18 protein-coding genes and 1 riboswitch are annotated in these 23,292 nt (G+C 73.6%); of the genes, 5 read left to right on the top strand and 13 right to left on the bottom strand.

What is annotated here, in order from left to right; genetic code table 11:
• Positions 1 to 18: 18 nt before the first annotated feature.
• Positions 19 to 729: an alpha/beta fold hydrolase gene (locus M5362_RS31185; protein ID WP_260231212.1), complete on the bottom strand. Its 711-nt coding sequence runs from the start codon at positions 727 to 729 to the stop codon at positions 19 to 21.
• A gap of 229 nt (positions 730 to 958) precedes the next feature.
• Between M5362_RS31185 and M5362_RS31180 the strand changes: the two genes are divergently transcribed.
• The 3 genes from M5362_RS31180 to M5362_RS31170 are packed head-to-tail and all read left to right on the top strand — an operon-like array spanning position 959 to position 4,639.
• Positions 959 to 2,137 carry a serine hydrolase gene (locus M5362_RS31180; RefSeq protein WP_260231266.1) on the top strand — a complete coding sequence of 393 codons (1,179 nt, stop codon included), beginning with the start codon at positions 959 to 961 and terminating at the stop codon, positions 2,135 to 2,137.
• 42 nt (positions 2,138 to 2,179) lie between these two features.
• Complete coding sequence (locus M5362_RS31175) at positions 2,180 to 3,292, top strand: CapA family protein (RefSeq protein ID WP_260231210.1); 1,113 nt, start codon at positions 2,180 to 2,182, stop codon at positions 3,290 to 3,292.
• 57 nt (positions 3,293 to 3,349) lie between these two features.
• The gene (locus tag M5362_RS31170) at positions 3,350 to 4,639 is read left to right on the top strand and encodes a phosphoribosyltransferase family protein (protein WP_260231209.1); all 1,290 of its coding nucleotides are present in this window, start codon (positions 3,350 to 3,352) and stop codon (positions 4,637 to 4,639) included.
• Between the two features lie 7 nt (positions 4,640 to 4,646).
• On the opposite strand, the gene M5362_RS31165 is transcribed toward M5362_RS31170, so the two are convergent.
• The 4 genes from M5362_RS31165 to M5362_RS31150 form a co-directional block, all read right to left on the bottom strand.
• Positions 4,647 to 5,537, bottom strand: a complete 891-nt coding sequence (locus M5362_RS31165; protein ID WP_260231207.1) for a LysM peptidoglycan-binding domain-containing protein — start codon at positions 5,535 to 5,537, stop codon at positions 4,647 to 4,649.
• Positions 5,538 to 5,539: 2 nt separating this feature from the next.
• A riboswitch (cyclic di-AMP (ydaO/yuaA leader) is annotated at positions 5,540 to 5,698 on the bottom strand.
• Between the two features lie 333 nt (positions 5,699 to 6,031).
• Entirely contained in the window at positions 6,032 to 8,056 is a 2,025-nt protein-coding gene (locus tag M5362_RS31160; RefSeq protein WP_260231206.1) for a phosphocholine-specific phospholipase C, read from the bottom strand.
• Positions 8,057 to 8,289: 233 nt separating this feature from the next.
• Positions 8,290 to 9,936 carry a SpoIIE family protein phosphatase gene (locus M5362_RS31155; protein WP_260231205.1) on the bottom strand — a complete coding sequence of 549 codons (1,647 nt, stop codon included), beginning with the start codon at positions 9,934 to 9,936 and terminating at the stop codon, positions 8,290 to 8,292.
• An 11-nt stretch (positions 9,937 to 9,947) separates the two neighbouring features.
• Positions 9,948 to 10,202, bottom strand: coding sequence for a LapA family protein (locus tag M5362_RS31150; protein WP_260231204.1), 255 nt, complete (start codon positions 10,200 to 10,202; stop codon positions 9,948 to 9,950).
• 150 nt (positions 10,203 to 10,352) lie between these two features.
• Here M5362_RS31150 and M5362_RS31145 point away from each other — a divergent pair, with 150 nt between their 5' ends.
• Positions 10,353 to 12,572 (top strand): PAS domain-containing protein, encoded by a 2,220-nt coding sequence (locus M5362_RS31145; RefSeq protein ID WP_261366716.1) that lies wholly within the window; start codon positions 10,353 to 10,355, stop codon positions 12,570 to 12,572.
• A 15-nt stretch (positions 12,573 to 12,587) separates the two neighbouring features.
• Here M5362_RS31145 and M5362_RS31135 read toward each other — a convergent pair whose 3' ends face one another.
• The 8 genes from M5362_RS31135 to M5362_RS31100 form a co-directional block, all read right to left on the bottom strand.
• Positions 12,588 to 13,307, bottom strand: coding sequence for a GntR family transcriptional regulator (locus tag M5362_RS31135; protein ID WP_260231203.1), 720 nt, complete (start codon positions 13,305 to 13,307; stop codon positions 12,588 to 12,590).
• Positions 13,308 to 13,408: 101 nt separating this feature from the next.
• Positions 13,409 to 14,848: an FAD-dependent oxidoreductase gene (locus M5362_RS31130; RefSeq protein ID WP_260231202.1), complete on the bottom strand. Its 1,440-nt coding sequence runs from the start codon at positions 14,846 to 14,848 to the stop codon at positions 13,409 to 13,411.
• Positions 14,849 to 14,970: 122 nt separating this feature from the next.
• Positions 14,971 to 16,125 carry a PP2C family protein-serine/threonine phosphatase gene (locus tag M5362_RS31125; protein ID WP_260231201.1) on the bottom strand — a complete coding sequence of 385 codons (1,155 nt, stop codon included), beginning with the start codon at positions 16,123 to 16,125 and terminating at the stop codon, positions 14,971 to 14,973.
• Between the two features lie 91 nt (positions 16,126 to 16,216).
• Positions 16,217 to 17,125 (bottom strand): NAD(P)-dependent oxidoreductase, encoded by a 909-nt coding sequence (locus M5362_RS31120; RefSeq protein ID WP_260231200.1) that lies wholly within the window; start codon positions 17,123 to 17,125, stop codon positions 16,217 to 16,219.
• Positions 17,122 to 18,219 (bottom strand): cytochrome P450, encoded by a 1,098-nt coding sequence (locus M5362_RS31115; RefSeq protein WP_260231199.1) that lies wholly within the window; start codon positions 18,217 to 18,219, stop codon positions 17,122 to 17,124. The genes M5362_RS31120 and M5362_RS31115 overlap by 4 nt, the downstream gene beginning before the upstream one ends.
• 98 nt (positions 18,220 to 18,317) lie before the next feature.
• Positions 18,318 to 19,799 carry a class I adenylate-forming enzyme family protein gene (locus tag M5362_RS31110; RefSeq protein ID WP_260231198.1) on the bottom strand — a complete coding sequence of 494 codons (1,482 nt, stop codon included), beginning with the start codon at positions 19,797 to 19,799 and terminating at the stop codon, positions 18,318 to 18,320.
• Positions 19,799 to 20,542 (bottom strand): glycosyltransferase family A protein, encoded by a 744-nt coding sequence (locus tag M5362_RS31105; RefSeq protein ID WP_260231197.1) that lies wholly within the window; start codon positions 20,540 to 20,542, stop codon positions 19,799 to 19,801. Before M5362_RS31105 ends, M5362_RS31110 begins: the two co-directional genes overlap by 1 nt.
• Entirely contained in the window at positions 20,539 to 21,567 is a 1,029-nt protein-coding gene (locus tag M5362_RS31100) for a 3-oxoacyl-ACP synthase III family protein (RefSeq protein WP_260231196.1), read from the bottom strand. Before M5362_RS31100 ends, M5362_RS31105 begins: the two co-directional genes overlap by 4 nt.
• Before the next feature lie 217 nt (positions 21,568 to 21,784).
• Here M5362_RS31100 and M5362_RS31095 point away from each other — a divergent pair, with 217 nt between their 5' ends.
• A complete protein-coding gene (locus M5362_RS31095) occupies positions 21,785 to 22,849 on the top strand; it encodes an enoyl-CoA hydratase/isomerase family protein (RefSeq protein WP_260231194.1) in 1,065 nt (354 codons plus the stop codon).
• Positions 22,850 to 23,292 lie beyond the last annotated feature (443 nt).

Below are 23,292 nucleotides of genomic sequence, written 5' to 3'. Positions count from 1 at the left end.
AACCCCGCCTCGGCGGCGTCACGCCCGGGAGCCCGTGCGTGACGCCGCGGCGAGGAGGATCCGGGCCAGCTCGTGCGGCTGGGAGAACATGGGCCAGTGGCCCGTGTCCATCCGCACGAGCTCCCAGCGCTCGCTCTTCAGCAGCCTCGCCACGTCCTCGTTCGGCTCGGCGCCGTCCAGCAGACACTTGACGTACGTCGCCGGCAGCTCACCGAGCGGGCGGGCCAGGGCGGCCGGTTCGGTGAGCGTGGCGCCCGGGTGCGGTGTCGAGTGGACGATCCGCGCGATCTGCGCGTCCTCGAGGCCTTGGCCTTCGTACTCCTCCGCCCCGAGCGGCGGCCAGAAGCCGCCGTTCCTGGCGATCGACGCCTCCACCATCGGGCGGCCCTCCGGCCACGCGGACACGAACGACTCACCGTCCACCGGCACGTTGGAATCGACGAAGACGATCCGGGACAGCCGGTCCCCGATCCGCTCGGCGGCCTGGCCGACCGGAATGCCCGCGTAGCTGTGCCCCACCAGGACGACGTCCCGCAGATCCAGGCGCTCGACCCTATCGACGATGTCCGTCACATGCGTCCGCTGCCCGGCCGGCTCACCCTGTCTCTCGGCGAGACCGGACAAGGTCACCGCATGGGCACGATGCCCGGCCGCCCGCAACTCGGACACCACCTCGTCCCACGCCCATGCTCCCAGCCACGCGCCTGCCACCAGTACGAATTCCGTCATGGCGCCAACGTAGCGAAGGGGTCCGACAATCGGGCCCGTGGCACTCGCCGTGCAGCGTCCGCGGGTCCGGCCTAGCCTGGTCGGGGGGAGTCCCTCGTCTGGCAGGAGGCCTGCCGTGAGGTACCCGCACACGCACGCGCCGTCGCGGCGCAGGCACGCGTCATCACCCGCCCACGGGCCTTCGCGAGCGCGCTGGCGCCGGGTCTGCGTGGTTCTCGCGGCCACCGGCATGCTCGCCGTCCCCCTCTCCGCCGGGACGGCGTTCTCGACCCCCGTGGCCGCCCCCGCCGTGCACAGCGCCGCGGAGCTCGCCCCGGCCGCCTCGAACGGCGCGTTCGTCGAACTCACCCCGGCCGTGGAGGCCCGCCTCGACACCGCCGTCCAGCAGGTCATGAGGGAGGCCCAGGTGCCGGGCGTGATGGTGTCGCTCTCGGCCCCCGGCAAGGGTGAGTACGTCAAGACCTTCGGCGTCGCCGACAAGGCGAACAACGCTCCCATGGACACCGACCTGTACCTGCGGATCGGCAGCGAGACGAAGACGTTCACCGTGACCGCGATGCTCGAACTCGTCGACCAGGGCGAGCTCGGCCTCGACGACACGATCGGGGAGTACGTCGCCGGTGTCCCCAACGGCGACCGCATCACGCTCCGTCAGCTCGCCGGAATGCGCAGCGGGCTGTTCAACTACTCCGAGGACGAGAACTTCTTCAAGGCCCTGACCACGGACCCGGAACGGCCCTTCACCCCCGAGCAGCTGCTCGACTACTCCTTCAAGCACCCCGTGAACTTCCAGCCGGGCGCGGAGTTCGAGTACTGCAACACCAACCTGATCCTCCTCGGTCTCGTGGTGGAGAAGGTGAGCGGACAGCCCCTGCACCAGTTCATCGAGGAGAACGTGACCGAGCCGGCCGGACTGCGCCACACCATCTTCCCGACCGACGCGGCGATCCCCAGCCCGCACGCCCACGGCTACACCAACCAGACGGCGACCGGAAAGGTCGAGGACTCCACGAACTGGGACCCCTCCTGGGCCTGGGCGGCCGGCGCGATGATCTCCGACCTCCGGGACCTGCGTGCCTGGGCCCGCGTCCTCGCAACCGGCACGCTGCTGACCCCCGAGACCCAGGCGGAACGCCTCAAGGTGCTGCCGACGAACATCCCGGGCGCCGACTACGGCCTGGGCATCTTCGACGTCCAGGGCTGGATCGGCCACAACGGCTCGCTGCCCGGCTACGAGTCGCTGACGGTCTACCTGCCCGAGGCACGGGCCACCATGGTCGTCATGCTGAACACGGACATCCCGCACGACGGGTCGGAACCCAGCACGCTCTTCGGCCAGGCGATCACCAAGATCGTGAGCCCCGACCACGTGTACAACCTGCCCGTGACCCCGACCCCCAAGACGTGATCCGGTCCGGCCCGTCGGGCCCGCCGCGTCTACTCTGGCTGTATGGACAGTGACCTGGTCGGACTGTTCCTCTGCGGCGACGTGATGCTCGGCCGCGGGGTCGACCAGATCCTTCCCCACCCCGGTGACCCCGCCCTGCGCGAACGGTACGTGCATGATGCACGGTCCTATGTGGCGCTCGCCGAGGACGTCAACGGGCCCATTCCCCACCGCGTGGACTTCACCTACCCGTGGGGCGTCGCCCTCGACGTCCTGGACGCGGCCGCTCCCGACGTGCGCGTCACGAATCTGGAGACGGCCGTCACCACGAGCGACGAGTTCGCCCCCGGCAAGGCGGTCCACTACCGGATGCACCCGGACAACCTGCCGAGCCTGACGGCCGTCCGCCCCGACGTCTGCGTCCTGGCCAACAACCACGTACTGGACCACGGCCACCGCGGCCTCGCCGACACGCTCGACGCCCTGGCGAAGCACGGCGTGCGCACGGTGGGGGCCGGCGAGGACGCCCAGGAGGCGGCGCGGCCCGCGATCGTCGGCCTGCGCGGAGGCGGACGGCTCGTCGCGTACGCCCTGGGCATGGCCTCCAGCGGCATCCCGCGCGAGTGGGCCGCCACCGCGCGGCGCGGCGGGGTCCACTTCGCCTCGGGGCCCACGCACACGGCCGCCGTCCACCTCCTCGCACGGATCCGGGACACCAAGCGCCCCGGCGACATCGTGCTGGTGTCGATCCACTGGGGCTCCAACTGGGGCTACGCGCTCCCGAGCACCGACGTCGACTACGCGCACGCGCTGATCGACGCCGGGGCGGACGTCGTGCACGGCCACTCCTCGCACCACCCCCGGCCCCTGGAGGTCTACCGGGGCAAGCTCGTCCTCCACGGCTGCGGCGACCTGATCAACGACTACGAGGGCATCACCGGCTACGAGCAGTACCGCGACGAGCTCCGGCTGCTCCACCTCGCCTCCGTGAGGCCCGAAGACGGCGGACTCCAGGAGGTACGCATCATTCCCCTGCGGGCCCGGCGCATGCGGCTGGAGCACGCCCCCCGCCGCGACGCGCGCTGGCTCCACGACGTACTCGGCCGGACCAGCCGGCCCTACGGCGCGCGGGTCGACCTCGACGAGGACGGAACCCTCGTCGCACGCCCCGCCTGACCGGCGGTGGCGCGCACCGCCCGCGCGCACGCTCAGAACCAGGGAGACGAGCGGGACATGTACTTCACCGATCGCACGGACGCCGGACGCCAGCTCGCCGCACGTCTGGAGCACCTCAAGGGCCACGACGTGGTGGTCCTCGGACTTCCCCGCGGCGGCGTGCCGGTCGCCGAACAGGTCGCCGACGCACTCGGGGCGCCCCTGGACGTCTGTCTCGTACGCAAGCTGGGGGTGCCCTTCCAGCCGGAGCTGGCCATGGGCGCCATCGGAGAGGGCGACGTACGGGTCCTCAACGAGCAGGTCCTGGCCGACACCGGCGTCGGCGGCGGCGACCTGGCCGCCGTGGAGGCGCGCGAGCGCGTCCTGCTCGGGCAGCGGTCCCGGCGCTACCGCGGCGACCGGCCGGCGGCCAGGCTCGACGGCCGGACCGTGGTGGTCGTGGACGACGGCCTGGCGACGGGTGCCACGGCGGTCGCGGCCTGCCGGGTCGTCCGTGCCCAGGGGGCCGCGCGGATCGTCCTCGCGGTGCCGGTCGCGCCGCGCGACTGGCCCGAGCGGATCGGCAGGGAGGCGGACGAGACCGTCAGCGTCCACGAGCCGGAGCTCTTCTACGCGATCGGCCAGTTCTACCAGGACTTCTCACAGACCCCTGACGAGGAGGTCGTCGCCTGTCTGGAGCGCCACCACGCCGGCGACGGCTCGGACGCCCAGGACCCGGAGGTGCGCATTCCGGCGGGTGAGGTGCGAGTCGCGGGCCACCTGGTGGTGCCCGACGCGGCCCCGGGGATCGTGCTCTTCGCCCACGGCAGCGGCAGCAGCCGGCACAGCCCCCGCAACCGTGCCGTCGCGGAGAGCCTCAACCGCGCGGGCCTCGGGACGCTCCTCTTCGACCTGCTCACCGAGGAGGAGGCGGACGACCGCGACAACGTCTTCGACACGGAGCTCCTGGCCCAGCGGCTGGCACGGGCCACGCACTGGCTGGCCGGCCGGCCCGGCCTCGAAGGGCTGCCGGCCGGCTACTTCGGCGCCAGCACCGGCGCGGCCGCCGCCCTCTGGGCGGCGGCCGACCCGCTGTCCGACGTGGCCGCCGTGGTCTCGCGCGGCGGCCGCCCGGACCTCGCGGGCCCGCGCCTGGCCCAGGTGCGCGCCCCCACGCTGCTGATCGTGGGAGGGCGCGATCCGCTCGTACGGGAGCTGAACGAGACGGCCCGGCAGCGGCTCGGCTGCGAGAACCGCCTCGTCGTCGTGGAAGGTGCCGGGCACCTCTTCGAGGAGCCCGGCACGCTGGAAGAGGTCGGTGAGCTGGCCGCGGGCTGGTTCACCGACCACTTCCCGACCACGTCCTGAGCGGCTGTCAGTACGGCCCGTTGACGTTGTCGATGGAGCCGTAGCGGTCCGCGGCGTAGTTGCAGGCCGCGGTGATGTTGGCGACGGGGTCGAACAGGTCCATGGACGTACCGGGCACGTGGTACGCGAGGAAGGTCGGCTCGATCACCTGCAGGAGGCCCTTGGACGGGGTGCCCTTGACGGCGTTGGAGTCCCAGAGGTTGATGGCCTGCGGGTTGCCGGAGGACTCGCGCAGGATGTTGCGGTGGATCCCGTCGTACGAACCGGGGATGCCGTACTTCGCCATGACGTCGAGCGACTCGCGGATCCAGCCGTCGAGGTCGTTGGTGTAGCTCTTGGCGGCTGCCGGGGCGGCCTTGGCGGGCGCGGCCTTGACGGCGCTCGCGCCGGCGCCGGACGCGGGAGCGGCGCTCCGCTGCTGCGAGCGGTCGGCCCGCTCCGTGCTCGTCGTACGCTCCGCGGGCTTCGGCTTCGGCTGCGCCTTCGCCTTCGGAGCGGTCGCGGGCTTCCCCTTGAGGGAGAGTTCGAGTCCAGGATGGATCAGTGACGGATTGTCACCGACCACGCTGCGATTGGCCTGGTACAGGGCCTTCCAACCGCCTCGCACACCCTGTTCGTGCGCGATGACGGAAAGGGAGTCGCCGCGGACGACGGTGTAGGTCTTGGCGGCCTTGGTGCCGGAATTCGCGGCGGCGGGAATCGATTCCGTGATCTTCACCGGGGTTCCGGCGAAGGTCTTCTGGACGGACGCGACCTCGGGGGCCGTGCTCGGCGCCGCGTGGGCGGTGGCCGTGGCGACGAGGGGGAGGGCCAGAGCGGCTCCACCCGTGCTCGCGAGGGCGATACCGCGGCTGAGGGGACGTCGCTTGGGGCGCCGGTGCTTACCGTGAGCGGACATGAAGGTTTCCTCTCCGGCGCCTGCGGGGTGAGCTGTCGGGTTCGGGCTGGAGCTGCCCGGCCGCGTGTGCGCGGCTGCACCCCAAGCCGGGCCGGAAATCCGGAACGGCGGAAAAACTGGGTCCCCCGCTCCTGCCGACGGGTGAATGGCGGGTCTTTTCGGACGGTGGCAGGATTCGGCGATCCGTCCGGGTCGAGGTGACCGTAGGCGAGAAATGTCAGCCGGAACAAGGCTGCTCCTGAGTGCGAAATGCCCGGGCAATTCAGAAATGAGTTCCTGCCGGGTGTGGGCCGTGCCGAACTTCCTTGAGGCGCAAGGCGAAGGGGTGCGTTCGGGGAGGTTGCGTCCATGTCGCGTGATTCATGTCACCCGCGTAGCCAAAACGGTCATACCGGTAAATTCCGCTGGGTTGATAAAAGGGATACAAGGGCATGAAATTACCCTTGTATCCCTTTTGCTCCGATGTCCCTTTTAGTGGGGACTGGTGGTGTATGTCATCCGGTGATGCTCGGGCCGCCCGTCTCGATGTGCCCGGTGTACCGGCGCGACCAGGTGCCGTCGATGTCGGCGAGGATCGTGAAGTCGTACCAGCCGTTGCTGTACGCCACGGCGTTGAAGTGGTCCTCGCGCGAGGTGTTCGCCGGGACCGTGTACGTCCAGGGCCCGTCCGTGCGGTAGGCGTTCGAACGGATCGTGAAGGTCACCGGCCCGGCGGAGGCGTTGGTCATCGTGAAGTAGACCGCCGTCTTCCCCGTCCCCGGCTCCGTCGCGAACCGCGCCGCCACCTCGACCGCCTTGCCGGCCTTGGACGCGTCGCCGATGAAGCGGCGCAGGAAGCGGTTGGGGCCCATCATCGAGATGTCGTACTTGCCCGACCCCGATCCGAGCCCGATGTTGAAGTAGTCCGTGGAGGTCGCGCCCGGGTCCACCGTGTACTGCCAGGCCGCCGTGGACCGGTGCTGGTGCGGCTGGATCGTGAAGTGCGCGGCCCGCTTCGCCTGCGCGCCCTGGTTCGTCATCGAGAACCAGGCGAGGATCTTGCCCGCCGCCCCGAACTCGAACCGGTCGAGGTTCCCGTTCACCTGGTACGGCAGGGCGCGCGCCGGGCGGGTGCCGGACTCCTGCGTGGGCAGCGCGTTGTCCTGCGGCACCGGGTTGGGCAGCGGGCCGCAGGTGGACTGACCGATGACCTCGGCGGTGGACGGGAGACCCGAGGGAACGCCGTACACCGGGTGCGCGAAGTCGAAGACGCCCGTCAGGTCGCCGGTGACCTTCCGCCGCCAGGCGCTGATGTTCGGGCAGGCGGCGGGGGTGCCGAGGGCGGCCGTCCAGGTCTCCATGAAGCGCAGTACGGACGTGTGGTCGAAGACCTCGGAGCTGACCCAGCCGCCGCGCGTCCAGGGCGACATGACGAGCATGGGGACCCGGAAGCCGAGGCCGATCGGCACGCCGTCGATGTACTCGCCGGCCGTGCCGGCCGGCGCGACCGGCGGCGGCACGTGGTCGAAGAACCCGTCGTTCTCGTCGTAGTTGAGGAACAGCACGCTCGAGTCGAAGACCTCGGGGTTCGCCGCCAGCGCGCGGTACACGAGGTCGACGAAGTGGGCGCCGTCGCCGGGCGGGGCGTAGGGGTGCTCGGAGAACGCCTCGCTCGCGACCACCCAGGAGACCTGCGGCAGTGTCCCGGCGACGGCGTCGGCGCGGATCGCGGCGGCGATGTCGTCCGGCGTGGAACCGGTGACCTTCGGCACGGATCCCATGCCCCGGTCGTACAGCGGGTCGCCGGGCCGCGCGTCGGTGAACCTCTTGAAGTACGCGAGGCCGTTGTCACCGTAGTTGTCCTGGGCGTTCTGGTAGACCTTCCAGCTCACCCCGGCGCGCTGGAGCGCCTCGGCGTACGTCTCCCAGGTCAGCCCGGACTCCTCGCCGCCGTCCTTGCTGGAGGCGTCGATCCTGCCGCTCCAGAGGAAGGTGCGGTTCGGGCCGGTGGCGCTCAGCGCCGAGCAGAAGTAGGCGTCGCAGACGGTGTAGTTGTCGGCGAGGGCGTAGTGGAACGGGATGTCGCCGCGGTCGAGATAGCCCAGGGTGCGGGTGTTGCCGACGCCGGTGACCCAGTTGTCCATCCGGCCCTGGTTCCACGCCGCGTGCTGCGAGGTCCAGCTGTGCGGGAGGTCTCCGTTGCACTGGGCCAGCGTCTCCCCGTCGACGCCGCCAGCCGGCGGGGTGGCGCTCAGCTTCCACGGATACTGGCGGCCGCCCCAGTTGGGCTGGTTGAACGTGCCCCAGCCGCCCGGGAGGTTTCCCGCGGCCCGGTCGCCGAAGCCACGGACGCCGCGGAGCCTGCCGAAGTAGTGGTCGAAGCTGCGGTTCTCCTGCATGAGGATCACGACGTGCTTGACGTCGGTGAGGGTGCCGGTCGCGGCCGAGGCGGAGGCCGACGCCGTGCCCGTGGGCAGGGCCGCCCCCGCCACGAGTCCTGCCCCGATCCCGACGAATCCCCTGCGGCTGATGGGAGTCATGCCCCGCCTCTCGTGTCACCGGGTGCCCTCATGGCACACGGTGGACAGGATGGGGGAGCGGATCCCAAAGGTATACATGCGTGCGGTAATTCTTGGGTGAACTTACGGAGGGCTTCAGGCTCTGGCCATCTGATTGGTCCCGTTCTGAACCAATGCGGTGACCGCCGCTGCGGCGACTCTCGTCTACGGAGCGGGAGCGCCAATGCGGTGACCGCCGCTGCGGCGACTCTCGTCTACGGAGCGGGAGCGGCCTCGTCCCGGCGCAGCATCAGCAGGGCCGCGTCGTCCTCCGCGTGGGGGCCGCCGGTGAGGGTGTCGAGCAGGTGGTCCGCCAGCTCCTCCAGATCGGGCGGACCGTCCGAGAAGGCCGCGGCCAGCCGCGACAGCCCGAGATCGAAGTCCTCGCCCGGCTTCTCGACCAGCCCGTCGGAGTAGAGCAGCAGCGTCTCGCCCGGCGCCAGACGGGCCGTGGTGTACGGATACGGGTCGAGACCCCACCCGGCGGGCAGACCGAGCGGCGGCCCGCCCCGCAGGCGGAGGTGCTCGACGGCGCCGTCGGCATGGCGCAGCAGCGGCGGCGGATGGCCCGCGTTCGCCGCGTGCACCTCTCCCGTGGCGAGCGCGACCCGCAGGTACTGGCAGGTCGCGAAGCGGTCGGCGTCCAGATCGGCGAGGAAGGCCGACGCCTTGCCGAGGACGCTGTCGCACTCATGGCCCTCGGCCGCGTACGCCGTCATGGCGACACGCACCTGCCCCATGAGCGCCGCCGCCTCGATGTCGTGCCCCTGTACGTCACCGATCGCCAGCCCGAGCCCGCCGTCGGGCAGCGTCACCGCGTCGTACCAGTCACCACCGACCCGTACCCCCTGCCTGGCCGTCCGGTAGCGCACCGCGATGCGGCCCCCGGGCGTCGCCGGCATCCGGCGCGGCAGCATGGCGTTCTGCAGTCCCGCGGCGATCTCCCGCGACCGGTCCAGGGGCAGCACGCGGTGCACCGCCCGGGCGACCGCCTTAGCCCAGGCGTTCATCAGCGTGTGGTCCGCGAGGGAGAAGACCGACCGGTCGTCGTAGAAGACACCCAGGGCGCCGAGTGGCTGCCCCTCGTCGACCAGCGGCAGAAAGGCGGCGGCCGTGGCGTCGAAGCCGTGCCGGTGGTGCGCCAGCCTCGGATAGCGGTCCAGGAAGGCGTGGACGGAGGTGAAGAAGAGCGGGCTGCTCGTGCGTACGGCATCGTTCAGCGGCCACGAGTCCGCCAGCCGCGACTTGAACGGGAACTCGCGCGCGTCGGGGGCGAGCACGGTCCGGACCATCTGCAGGCGCCCCTGCTCCAGCACGCCGAGCGACATCGCCTTCGCCCCCAGCGGGCGCAGCGTCACCTCGTCGGCGAGGAGCGTGGCGACCTCGCGCACGCTCATGGCCCGGGCCAGCGCCAGCGCTCCCTCGCCCAGGGCCCGCAGCGGGTCCTGCGCCTCCTCGCCCGGCAGCCGCAACGCGGAGTGCGCGAGGTCCAGCGTGGCGTCCCGGACCACCCCCACGACGCGGATCGCCCCGCCCGGCCGCGCCCGCACCACGCTGCCACGGGAGTGAGTCCACCGGCAGCGCCCGTCGTGGAGCACGACACGGAAGTAGGCGCTGTACGCGTCCCGCCGGCCGGCCAGCAGATCGGCCGAGAGTCCGGACAGCAGCGCCCAGTCCGCTCCGTGGATCCGGGGGCGGAGGTCGCTCGCCAGTCCGGTGAACTCCGCCGGGAGCAGGCCGAACGCGGCCCGGCCCACGGAGTCGAGGGCGATCCGTCCGGCGGCGGGATCCCACGCGAAACAGCCCACGCCGGTCGCCGCGAGCGCTTCGCCCGGCTCCAGCAGCGGGTCCCTGTCGCCCATGCGGGTGCCGGTCAGCGCCGGGCGCGCCGACGGGCGATGTACAGGCCGAGAACGATCCCCACGAGCAGGGTCACCGTGAGGACGCTCCAGAGCGGCAGCGTGACCGTGGGAATCCACAGCCTGATCGTGACCGATCCGGTGTTCGCGGCGATGAACCAGATCGCGAGCGCCGCGAGCACGACGAAACCGATCGTGCGCAGCCGCATGTCCCGGCCCTTGACGGTCACGGTCGAGGGGGCGTGCGGAGGTGATTCCTTACGGGCCATAAGCCTCATTATCGAACTTTTCCGGTGATAGTGCCGGTCGTCGTGGGGCCGTGATGGCACAGGATGCCCCGGATCGCGCAGAAGGTTAGGCTGCGTCGACGACCGCAGATCCGCCAGACAGGTGTCCGGCGACGCCGAGTGCGAGGCACGATGGCAGAGCGTGAGGAACGAGCGGGGCCGCAGGCCCCTGCGGGGCGTGAGGCCGTCGCCGTCTTCGACGAGCGCGGCGTCGTCGCACACTGGAGCGGGGCCGCCGAACGGCTTCTGGGCGTCGACCGCGACCACATCCTCGGCCGTCCCGTGACCGAGCTGCTCACCCAGATCGACGTCGAGGGCCTGTCCGAGGCCGTGACGATCGGGCCGGTGCGGGACGACGAGCGTCTCGGGCGCTGGGGCATGTGGCCCGCCGGTCCGCTCCCCGGAGGCATCCGCTCCGGTGTCCTGGACGCCGTCTTCACCCAGTCCCCGGTCGGCCTGCACGTCGTCGACACCGACCTGCGCGTGCTCCGGGTCAACACGGCGGCCATCGGCATGCGCGGGATCCCCGAGCGGGAGATCGTCGGCCGGCCGCTGACCGAGGTCTACGCCCGCTTCGACCCCCTGCCGCTGGAACACGCCCTCCGCCGCGTCCTCGCGACGGGGATACCCGTCTTCGACCGACGGGTCGCCGGCTATCCGAGCGCCGATCCCGTCCGCGAGCACATCTTCTCCGTCAACGTCTTCCGGCTGGAGGACGACAGGGGCCGCCCCCTCGGCCTCGTCGCCTCCGCCGTCGACGTCACCTCCCGCGACCGGGCCCGCGACCGCCTGGACGTACTGCACCGAGTGCACGCGCGGATGGGGCTTCGCACGGATCCCGTGCAGTGTGCCCGGGAGCTCGCCCAGGCCGTCGTGCCCACCTTCGCCGACGTCGCCACGGTGGCCCTGACCGCTCCGGCGCTCCACGGCCCGAACGTGTCCCCGGCGGTCGACGCGACGCCGCGCTGTGTGGCCGTGTGGCCGCCCGATGCCGACGACGTGCCGGAGGTGGGCGGGGCCGTGGAGCCGTCCCGCGCGCACGCGAACAAGGTCCGGCCGTACGTCGAGCGGCCGGACGGGGCCGCGCCGGCCCTGGTCGCACCCCTCACCCTGCGCGGCGTCGCGCTCGGCTTCGCCCGCTTCTCCCGGACGCACCGGCCGGACCCCTTCGAGGAGGACGACCTGCTCCTCGCGGCGGACCTCGCCGCTCACACCGCCGTCTGCATCGACAACGCCCGGCGTCGCGAGCACGACCACGCGGTGGCCCTCGCCCTCCAGGGAAACCTCGTCAGCCCCGGACGCACGGGCCGCAACGCCATGGAGACCGCGCACCGCTACCTCCCCACCGGGCTCGGCACGGGCGCCTGGTTCGACGTCATCCCCCTGTCGGGCAGCCGCGTCGCCCTGACGGTCGGACATGTCGGTGGAGTCGGGCCCGACTCCACCGCTGCCATGGTTCAACTCCGGGCGGCGGTGCAGGTGTTGTCCGCACTCGACCTCGACCCGCACGACCTGCTCGCGCGACTGGACGACACCACCCGCCGCCTCGACGAGGAGCGTGCCACCGCCGGTACGGGGGGACAGCTGACGGCCCAGTGCGTGTACGCCGTGCACGACCCGGTCAAGGAGACCGTCGCGATCGCCCGCGCCGGACGCCAGACCGTCCTCTTCGGCGACCCCGAGGGAAGCCGTTGGATCCATCCTCTGGAGGAGAGTACGGCGCTCGGCGCGGAAGGACCGCCGTTCGCCGCCGACGAGATCCCCGTGCCCCACGGCAGCACCCTCGTCGTCCTCTCCGGTCGCGCGGCGTCCGACGACCCGGCCCTGGCCGAGCTGCGCGCCCACCTGGCCGGCGCCGGCCGGCACCGCACGCTTCAGGCCTCGGACCTCGACGGCCTCCCCCATGACCAGGCGGCCGTCCTGGTCGCCCGCACCGGGGCGCTCGACGCGGACGACGTCGCCTCCCGGGAGATCACCCCCGAACTGTCCTCGGTCTCCGAAGCCCGCCATTGGGCCGTCCGCCGGCTCGGGGAGTGGGGCCTGACGGAGACCGCGTTCGCCGTCGAACTCATCGTCAGCGAGCTCGTGACCAACGCGATCCGTCACGGCATCCCGCCGATCCGGCTTCGCATCATCCGCAACCCGGCGGACTCCACCGTCACCTGCGAGATAGCCGACGCCGGATCCGCCGCCCCGCATCTGCGTCGCGCCAGGGCCGCCGACGAGGGCGGACGCGGCATCTTCATCTCCGGCGAACTGTCGGACCGCTGGGGCGTGCGCTGGGGGGACGAGGGCAAGACGGTCTGGACCGAGACCTCGTACACCCCCGAGGCTCCTGAGACCCCGACGTGACCGGCGAGGGACCGCTCAGCCTCCGCCGCGCGGCCTGCCGACGGTCGTGACGGCTGCCGGCCGCGGCCCGGCGTCGTCCCGTGCCCACAGCGAGCGCACATGGCTGAGATGGCGGACCATGCAGGCCTCCGCCCCCTGGGCGTCGCCCGCGAGCATCAGGTCGAGCAGCTCCAGATGCTCCTCGGCGGACGGCAGCAGCTCACCGCGCTCGTCCAGCGCCGTCAGACCGTACAGCCGGGACCGCTTGCGCAGGTCGCCGACCGTCTCCACCAGGCGCTCGTTGCCCGACAGGCCGAGCAGAGTGAGATGGAAGAGCCGGTCCGACTCCAGATAGCCGATGAGGTCGTGGGCACGGGCCGCAGCCACGATCTCCTCCGCGATCGGGCGCAAGGCGCGCAGCTCCTCGCGGTCCGCCGTGAGCGTCACGCGGCCCACGGTCGGCACCTCGATCAGCAGACGGATGTCCGTGTACTGGTCGAGGTCGCGCTCGTCGACCTCCGTCACCCGGAAGCCCTTGTTGCGGACGGGCTCGACCAGGCCCTCACGGGCGAGGTCCAGCATGGCCTCGCGCACCGGCGTCGCGGAGATGCCGAAGTCCTCGGCCAGACCCGGTGCGGAGTAGACCACGCCGGGCTTCAGCTCGCCGGAGATCAGCGCCGCCCGCAGCGCGTGGGCCACCTGGTCCCGCAGCCGTTCCCGCGTGGTGATCAGCCGGCTCTGCTTCAGATGGCCCATGTGCCGTACTCCGACTTCCGCTTGACGCACCGCCCGGCAGCCGGGCGTGGCGCCGCACCACCGCACGATTCCACACGGGGAACCCTCCCGGGAACGTGTCGTCAGGATCGAGGAGAGTGCGGCGCGGCACCGGTGACGCCCTCCAGCGGGCGCGTCGCCGGACCCTGGAGCACACGGCCGTCGGAGGCCGCGAAGCGCGAGCCGTGGCACGGGCACTCCCAGGCGTCCTCCAGCTCGTTGAAGCCCAGCTCGCAGCCCATGTGGGTGCAGCGCGGCGGACGGGCGACGAGATAGTGCCGGGCCACCGACGCCTGGGCCCTGACCACGTCGGGGTACTCCCGCAGGGGCAGGGTGCGGCGCGGGTCGAACAGCTCGGTCCAGTCCGGGCGGGGCGCCCCGGTCACATGCGCGGCGAGCAGACGGCCCGCCATCACGCCGTTGCTCATGCCCCAGCCGCCGAAGCCCGTGGCCACGAAGACGTGCTGGGTGTCCGGGTGCTCATGACCGACGTACGGGAGGTGGTCCGCCGACCGCACGTCCTGCGCCGCCCACCGGTACGTCGTCGGTGCCCCGCCGAACTCCGGGAAGGCCCGGCGGGCCCAGCCGGTGAGCCGTTCGAGACGCTCGCCCGTGTGGTCGGTGCCCGGCTCGAAGGCCTCGCCGGTGACGATGAGCAACCGGTGGCCCTTGTCGTACGGTGCGGTCCGCACCGACCGGGTGTCGTCCTCGGGGGTGAGGTACATGCCGTGCGGGGCCAGCGCCGTCGGCACGGGCGCCGCCACCACCAGCTCGCGCCGTACCGTCAGCCTCGTCAGCAGCGAGCTGTGCACGGTCAGGGGGAAGTGCGTGGCGACGACGACGTCCCGTGCGTGGACGGTGTGGCCCGTCTCGGTGGTGAGCCGGCACTCCGTGAGCTCCCGCAGCTCGGTGACGCGGGTGTGCTCGTGGACCGAGCCGCCGCGCGCGACGAGGTCCTCGGCGAGGCCGAGGAGGAAACGGCGGGGATGGAAGAGGAGCTGGTCGTCGAGGCGCACCGCCGCGGCCACCGGGAAGGGGAGCCCGCTCTCCGTCACGTACGCGACGTCGAGCCCCGCCTCCAGCGCGGCCGCCGCCTCCGAACGGACCTCGTCCGCCCGTCGCGCGTCCGTGACGTACGTGTAGGCGGGAGCGCGCTCCAGCTCGGCGTCGATCCCGATCTCGTCGCACAGGCGGACGACGTGCTCCATGGCCTCCTGCTGGGCGCGGGCGTACCGGGCGGCGGCGAGCGTGCCGTGGGTGTCGCGGAGCCGCGCGTACGTCAGGCCGTGCAGCGCGGTCAGCTTCCCCGTGGTGTGCCCGGAGACCCCGCCGCCGATCCGGCCGGCTTCCAGGAGCACGACCTCACGTCCCGCGCGGACCAGTTCGTACGCCGTGCACACGCCCACGATGCCGCCGCCGATGACGACGACGTCGGTGGTGAGGTCCTCGGCGAGGGCGGGACGACCGGGGGAGTCCGTGCCACGCATCCAGTACGACATGCCGAAACTCGCGTCCGCCGGCATCGCGCGCTCCTTCGGGAGGGGGCGGGGACCGCCGGGCCCCCGCGACTGCCCACCCGGCTCCGGACCACGCTCGTCCGGGCAGCGGCCGGGACCTGCGGCCCGGGGCTACGGCTACGACCAGGCTACGGCTTCGGGGCGAGGCGCTCGACCGCGACGAGCGCAGCGTCGTCGCCCAGGTGGCCGCCCGCGTACGCCTGCAGATCGTCGCGCAGCCGGGCGAGCAGGGTCGGCGGGTCGGCGCCGGCCCAGGCCACGATCCGCTCCGTCAGGGGGTAGAACGCCCTCGACCGGTCCCGGGCCTCGACGACCCCGTCCGTGTAGAGCAGGAGCACGTCACCGACGTCGAAGGGAAAGGTCTCCACGGTGACGTCCGGGGAGAGGACGTCCGACAGGCCCAGGGGAGGGCTGGTGGCGGCGGTGTCGAGGGGAACGACCCGCCCCTGCCGCAGAAGCAGCGGTGGCGGGTGGCCGCAGTTCACCAGCCGCACCACCGGCTCGTGATCGGGGATGTCGAGGACCAGCGCGGTGACGAAGGCCTCGGCGGCGTCGTCGGCCTCCGCGTCGGCTCCCTCCTCGGCCCCGGACCCCGGCGCCGCCGCACCGGCCGGATCCTCCGCCGACCCCACGCCCGCCTCCAGGTGCCCGACGAGCGAGGGCAGCTCCGTCTCCCGCCGCGCCGTCACCCGGAAGGCGCCCAGCACCAGGGAGGCCTCGCTGATCGCGTCGAGCCCCTTGCCCCGGGCGTCCCCGATCAGCAGCCGGGTCCCCGACGCCGTGCGGGCCGCCGCGTACAGGTCCCCGCCCATCTGCGCCTCCTCCTCGGCCGCCAGGTAGACGGACGCGATGTGGAGGGGGCCCGCCCGGTGAGGGAGCGGGCGCAGGACGACGCTCTGGGCGGCCTGGGCGATGGAGCGCAGCCGGGACACCCTGCGCTCGTCCCGCTCGCGCAGATAGGCGAAGAAGGTCACGATGACCGAGATCAGGACCAGCGCCACGATCTGGTACGTGTGGTTGAGGTCCGTCAGGCTCGTCCGCGCGATCGCCACCACGGCCTGCGCGAGGACCGCGACCGCACCCACGAACGCCGTCATCCGGGGCCCCGCGAACGAGGCCGTCACCGCCGGCGCGGCGATCAGGAACGGTCCCAGATGCACCTCCGGCGGAGCCAGGATGTCCACCACCGTGACCACCGCGATCAGCGCGAACGACGCGCAGAGCAGCAGCCGGCCGCCACGCCGCGAGAGGCGGGCCGCTGGGTCGCGCCGGCGGGCATCCATGGGAAAGGCATACATCAGGTGGCGGAGCGTGTCCTGTTGCCAGGATCCGTGGCGCGGCCCCACCGGCGCCGGTGCCGGGCCGCGCGGCGGGTCAGACCGGCGCCGCCGTCGCGTAGTCGGTGAGCGTGCGGGCCGCACGCCAGCCCTGACCCTGTGCCTTCGACACGTCCAGGACGACCCGGTGGGCCAGCTGATCGACGGCGTACCGGGTCAGCGGCGGCTCGGCCCCCGGCCGGAGACGCGACAGGGCCTCGGCCGCCACCGCCGCCCCCTGGGCCAGCGGCAGAGGCAGGTGGTGGATCCGGGCGCGTACGCCATGGGCCCGCAGCACCGTCCGGACCGCCTCGTCGCGGCGGTACGGCACGGGGTCGGCGATGTTGTACGCGCCCGGGCGCCAGCCGGGGGCGGCCAGACACGCGTCGGCGAGGTTCTCGACGGCCGTCAGGCTCAGGACGACGTCCGGACCGGGCAGCAGCACCCGGCCCGCCCGGACGCGCGCGAGGAGCCGGGGCACCAGGTGCGGATCGCCGGGTCCGTAGACCGCCCGCGGCCGCAGGACCACCGCCCCGGCCGCGAGCGCGAGGGCCTCGCCCGCAGCCTTCGTACGGCCGTAGGCGTTCAACTGCCCGCGCACCGGGTGGTCCTCGGTGATCCGGATCCGGCCGGGACCGGGCGCGTACACGCTGGCGCTGCTCACCCAGACCACCGGGCGGCCCGCCGCCGCCTCCATGAGCCGGGCGGTGCCGTCCACGTTCACGCCCCGCATCGTCGCCTCGGCCGGCGACCCGGGCACGGGGTCGCCGACGGCCGCCGCGCAGTGCACGACGAGGTCGGCCCCGGAGAGGTCGGGCGGCGAGGACTCCGCGTCCCAGGGGACGTGCCGCCCGACCGGACCCGGGCGCCGCCCGACACACAGGACGTCGGCACCGCGCGAAACGGCGAGCGCGGCGACATGGGAGCCGCAGAAGCCGCTCGCTCCGGTGACGGCGATCGTGATCATGCGGGACTCTCCGTGAGGGGGCGCGGGGTGGTGGTCGCGCGGACGGTCAGCCGGCGCCAGCCGGGCAGCGCGGCGCGCCGGTCCACGCGGGCGGCGACGACGGCCGGACGGTACGGGGCGAGCGCGGCCAGGACATCGTCCAACTGCGCCAGGGCGAGCCGCGCGCCGGGGCAGGCGTGCGGACCGGCGCCGAAGACGAGCCGCCCGACGGCGGGCGGGGCGGGAGAGCGGGCGTCCGGCGGATCGACGTCCGCCCCCACGGCATGCCGGGCCACCAGGACGAGCCGGTCCCCGGCCTTCACCGGGCACCCGCCGAGCACGGCGTCGGCCGCCGCCACCCGGGGCAACAGCGGGGACGGCGCGGTGACCCGCAGCAGCTCGTCCACGAGGGCGGGCCGCAGCCGGTCGTCGGCGGCCTGCTCCCACAGCCCGCCGTCGGCGCACCACGCGGCGGCGCGCGGCACCGCGGCGACGGTGGTGTTGACGGCCGCGACGGCGATCATGGCGCGCAGCCCGGTCTCGCCGCTCCCGGGTGCGGACGTGGCGCCGTCGGCCAGCAGCGCCTCCAGACGTGCCGTCGCCCGCGCCGCCGCCCGGGCCGTGCCCGGTGGCCGCGGACCCGGCAGGTGGTCCCGGACGGCGGCCGCCGCGGCGTCCGCCGCCGCCTCGGCGAGGGCAGAGGGGTCGGCCGCGGTGTGGAGCAGGGCGCGGACGGTCGCGCCGGCGAGCTCGCGGGCCAGCGGGACGAGATCGACGGGGCGCCCGCCTGCGAGCGGGGCGAGCCGGCGGGCGAGCACGGCCTGCCAGACCGGGCGCAGCCGCTCCACACCGGCCGCGCCGAGGTCCCCGGCGACGGCCCTCCGCGTGTCGCGGTGGTCGGCCCCCTCCTGGTCGAACAGCGTTCCCCCACCGGAGAGTTCGCGCGCCGCGCCGCCTGTCGTACCGGCCGCCGCGCGGTCCAGCGGGACCCGGGTGAGGGCCTCGCGGTACTCCTCGGTGCCGCTCACCAGAACCGCCCGTCCGAGCCGCGCCACGGGCCGACGGCGCACGGCGGCGAGCAGCGCGAACAGCAGCGGATGCGACCGCGTGTACACCCGCCGATCCCGCCGCCGCGCGGCCCGGAGCCCGGCCGGACCCGGCCTCACACCACGGGCGGGCGACCCGGCCGGCGGCGCCCAGCCCCGCGTGCCCGTCATCGGGCCGACTCCGTCGTGCGTGCGGCCGCCAGTCGCGCCGTGGCCGCACGGTCCGGCTTCAGCGAGCGGCCCGACAGCGGGATGTCCGCGAGCAGCAGCGCGTCCGGGCGGGCCGCCCCCATGCGCCGGAGCGGACCCGCGAGCGCCGCTCGCACCCGGTCCCGGTCGGCCTCCCGGCGGGGCTGGACGACGGCGACCAGGCGCTCGTCCCCGTCCCCGGCCGGGACGCCCACCAGCAGCGCGAGTTCGACGCCGGGCACGTGCAGCGCCGGCTCGTACAGACCCGGGTAGATGTTCTCCGCCCGCCTCAGCACCATGTCCTTGCAGCGCCCCGCGAGCACGATCCGGCCGTCGGACCCGAGCAGCCCCCGGTCGCCGGTGCGCACCCAGTGCTCCGGCTCCTCCCCGAGGTAGCGGTGCCGGGCGCCCGGCCCGGAGAGCAGCAGCTCGCCGTCCGGCCCGGTCTTCGCCTCCACACCCGGCAGCGGCGCACCCACCAGATCGCCGTCGCCCGCGAACGCGGCCTTCTCCGCCTGCTCGACCGCGGCGGCGGGGAACAGTTCCGTGAGCGCGTACACCCCCCACGCCTCGTCCGCCCCCGCCCGCCGTACCCGCGTGAGCAGTTCGGCGCTCGCCGGCGCGGAACCGGTCCACACCCGACCGGAGAACCGCGCGTCCACGGCCAGCGCCGCCCTCAGCTGCGGTGGCGTCAGGTAGGTGGCCTGCGGGACGAGCCGCCGCATCTGCCGGGCCAGCACGCGCGGCGAGCGGGCGGGCAGCGCGACCGGCGCACCGCTCGCGAGCGACGGCACGAGGACGAAGAACGTGCCGCCGAGCACGGGCCGCCCGGGCTCCGGCCGTACGAGATCGGTCACCGTCGCCATCCCGGCGGCGAGCGACGCACGGGTGTGGACCACCGCGCGCGGACGCGAGGTCGTGCCCGAGGTGAAGACGATCACCGCGTCCCCGTCCTCGTCCACCGCACGCGGAAGCACCGACGTACGCGCCCCCGTCTCCAGAGCGGAAGCGCACCCCGGCAGCCTCGGTCCGACCGTGGCGACGGGGCCGCCGAGATCCGCGAGGTCCGGCAGCGCGAGCCGGGCCCGGCGGGCGAGCGGCCGAGCCCAGCCGGCGACCGCCTGGGCCGCCGCGTCGGCCAGCACGATGTCGGGGCGGGCCAGCGCGAGACGGGCCCGCAGCACGTCGGGGCCCGCGCCGGGGTCGAGCACGGCCGCCCGCAGCCCGAGCCGGTGAACGGCCAGCATCACGGCCAGCGCGCGCGGCCCGGGCCGCACCGCGACCCCGACCGTGCCGCCGCGCCGCAGCCCGCGCGCGTGGAGCGCGGAGGCGTAACGGTCCGCGAGGTCGGCGAGCTCCCCGCAGGTCGCCTTCGTCCGGACCGCGCCGGACCGCGTCGTGCCGAGGACGGCGGGGCGGCCCGGGTGCGACCGCAGGGTGTGAGCGAGAGCGTCCAGCATCAGCGAGGGTCCTCCCCGTGCCGCCCCGGTCCCCGGTCCAGGTACCAGCGGGCGGTTCCGACGATCCCGTACGCGCGCAGGCGCCGGGTCGAGTTCTCCACGACCATGTCGCGGGCGTGCACGATGGCGGTGGTGCTGCGGCGCACCCGGTTCAGGAAGAGCCGGTCGGTGGGGGAGGGCCGGCGGGGCATCCCGCCTACGGCCTCGTACAGCCGCGCGGTGATGGCCATGTTGTTGCCCGCGTGCATCCGGTAGGGGGCGAGGTACCCGTGTCGGCGCCGGTGTGCCGGGCGTATCCGGCCGAAGAACGCGGCGACGCGGACGAGAGTACGGAACAGGGCTCGGCCGACCGGTCCGTGCTCGTCCCTGCGCGCGTCGATCCGGCCGCACACCAGCCCCGCGCCGCCGTGCAGCGCCGCCCGGGCGGCGGCCGTCCAGCCGGGCCGCGGAAGGCAGTCGGCGTCGGTACGGGCCAGCAGCGCGGCCCCGCGCCCGATCGCGTACCGGAACCCGGTGTCCACGGCGCAGCCCACGCCCTTGTCCCGCTCGTCGAGCACATGGACGGGGAACGGCGCCCGCTCCGCGAACGCGCGGGCGATCGCGGCGGTGTCGTCGTCGGAGGCGTTGTCCACCACGACGAGCTGGAAGTCCCGGTCCGCCTGGGCGGCGAGCGCCTCCAGGGTGTCACCGATGCGCGCGGCCTCCTGGTGAGCCGGCACCACCACCCACAGCGCGTCCTTCATGCCTTCTCCCAGACCATCGTCATGATGCTCACGCCACCGCCGAGCCCCACGAGGAGCACCCGGTCCCCGGACCGCAACCCGTCCTGCACCCGGTCGAGTTGTACGCCCAGTGTCGCGCTCGCGACGTTGCCGAGCTCGGGGACGGTGACGACGAGCCGGTCCTCGGGGACCCCGGTGACCTCCACGAACCGCTCCAGGTACGGCACCGTCACCTGGTGGACCAGGACGTACCGGAAGTGGCGCCATTCGAGGCCCGTTCGGTGCAGCGTCCGGTCGATCACCGAGGTGCCCACCTTCTCGAACACCTCGCGCAGCTCGCTGCCGTCGCCCCGGAAGTACGTGTGCTCGTCGCCCCGCGGGTGACGGGAACCGCCGCCGAATATCCCCCCGACCGGCCAGTGTTCCGAGTGCGTCGCGCTGTCCACGTCGAGTATCCCGCCGCGGTCCACCGCCTCCAGGACCACGGCGGCGCCCGCGTCGCCGAACGTGTACCCGGCGAACCCGTCCCGGAACTGCGCGAGGTCCGCGGGGTCGTGGCGGACGGCGCGGCTCGGCGTCTCACCGGTGACGACGAGCGCCCGCCGGGCGCGCCCGGCCAGGATCATGGAGCGGGCCAGGTCGATGCCGTTGACGAAGCTGTTGCAGGCGTTGGTGACGTCCAGCGCGTGGGCGCGGGAGCCCAGTTCGGCCTGCACGATGTGCGCGGTGGCCGGCTCCACCATGTCGCGGGTGGCGGAGGCGAACACCAGCAGGTCGATGTCCTCGGGCGCGGCCCCGGCCCGCGCGAGGGCCTGCCGGGCGGCCCCCACGGCCAGCGTGGAGGCGTACTCGCCGGGCCCCACGACCCGCCGGGTCACGATCCCGGTGGCGCGCTCGAACACCCCGGCGGGCAGGGCCATCCCGCTGCCGGCGACGACCCGCTGCCGCAGCCGCTCCGAATCCATGACCCGCTCGGGCAGACAGGCGCCGACCCCGGTGATCCCGACACGGAGAGGACCGTCCGCGACGGCCTGATGACTGTTCATACGACGGAGGCTACGAAGGCCACGGGCCGGCCGCCTGAGTGTCCGTACTCAACCGCCCTGAGGGAAAGCCCCCGCCCCTCCCGGCCGGGAGCCGCCCCCCGTCCCTCCGGCGTGAGGCCCCGCGCGGCCTGCCGGTACGGTGGCCGGGAGATCGTGCGGAGGAAGGTGACGGGAACATGCGACACACGCGGACCATCGGCCCGGCGGGGCCCACGCGATGACGGCGGGAACGTCCGCGACGACCGCCGACGACGGTGAGCACGTCCTCGTGCGCACCGAAGGGCGCGCCGGGTTCCTCACCCTGAACCGGCCCCGGGCCATCAACGCGCTCACCCACCCCATGGTGCGCGCCATCGACGAGGCGCTGACCGCCTGGGAGGACGACCCGGCCGTCGGGACCGTCGTCATCCAGGGCTCCGGTGAGCGCGGTCTGTGCGCCGGCGGTGACATCCGGGCCATCCACGACGACGCCCGCGCCGGAGGCACCGCCTCGTTCGGCTTCTGGCGCGACGAGTACCGGCTCAACGCCCGCATCGCCCGCTTTCCCAAGCCGTACGTGGCGTTCATGGACGGGATCGTGATGGGCGGCGGAGTCGGCGTCTCGGCCCACGGCTCCGTCCGCGTGGTCACCGAACGGTCCCGCGTGGCGATGCCCGAGACGGGCATCGGCTTCGTCCCCGACGTCGGCGGCACCCATCTGCTGAGCCGGGCGCCCGGCGAGCTGGGGACCCACCTCGCTCTGACCGGTTCCCAGGCCGACGCTGCCGACGCCCTCCTCACCGGGCTCGCCGATCACTTCGTACCGTCGGCGGAGCTGCCCCGGCTGGCCGCCGAGCTCACCCGGGCGCCCGCCCACGAGGTGCTGCCCCGGTTCGCGCGTCCCGTGCAGCCCGGCCGGCTGGCCGCGGCCCGCGACTGGATCGACGCCTGCTACGCGGCCGACACGGTGGAGGAGATCGTCGACCGGCTCCTCGACTCCGGCGTCACCGAGGCGAAGGAGACCGCCACCACCCTCCTCACCAGGTCGCCCACGGCCCTCAAGGTCACCCTCGCCGCCCTCCGCCGCGCCAGGCGGCTGGACTCCCTGGAAGCCGTCCTCGACATGGAGTTCAGGCTCTCCTGCGCCGCGCTCTCCTCCGCCGACCTTGTCGAGGGCATCCGGGCCCAGGTCGTCGACAAGGACCGCGACCCGCACTGGACGCCGTCCACGCTCGCCGAGGTGACGGACGCCGACGTGGCACGGTACTTCGCCGAGCCGGCCGACCCGCGACAAATCCGGTGACGCGACCGGGCTCCTCTCTCTAGACTCGCCGCACGTGCCGCCGAGTAGACGGCGCACGCCGACGATCGACGAGGGGAGCCCGACCGTGTGCCGCCACACCGCTGTCGTCGTTCCCCGGTCCCGGTACGACGTGATCCTTGTGTCTCCCTCTGCCCGGTGCCGGCTGCGCGGCCGCCACCGGATGCCCGTGACGAACATCTGACCCCTTCGCGCCCGAGGCGCCCTTCGGGCCGGCCGCCGACATCCGGCACCGGCCCGGCCCAAGGCCCGCCGTGAGGTCCGCGACGCGTCCGTCCGCGACGAGTCCGCGACGAGTCCGTGACGCCGTTCACGAGGTCCGCCGTCAGGCGTGGCCCCGTCCGCGGCCGTGCGACGGCCCGTGCCGCGGCCGGTGCCGTGGGGTCTTCCTCCGCCCGACTCCGGGCCGCTTCGTCCGGGAATCG

The organism is Streptomyces sp. Je 1-79 (assembly GCF_025195125.1).
GTDB lineage: Bacteria > Actinomycetota > Actinomycetes > Streptomycetales > Streptomycetaceae > Streptomyces.
This window is presented reverse-complemented; position numbering and strand designations above follow the sequence as displayed.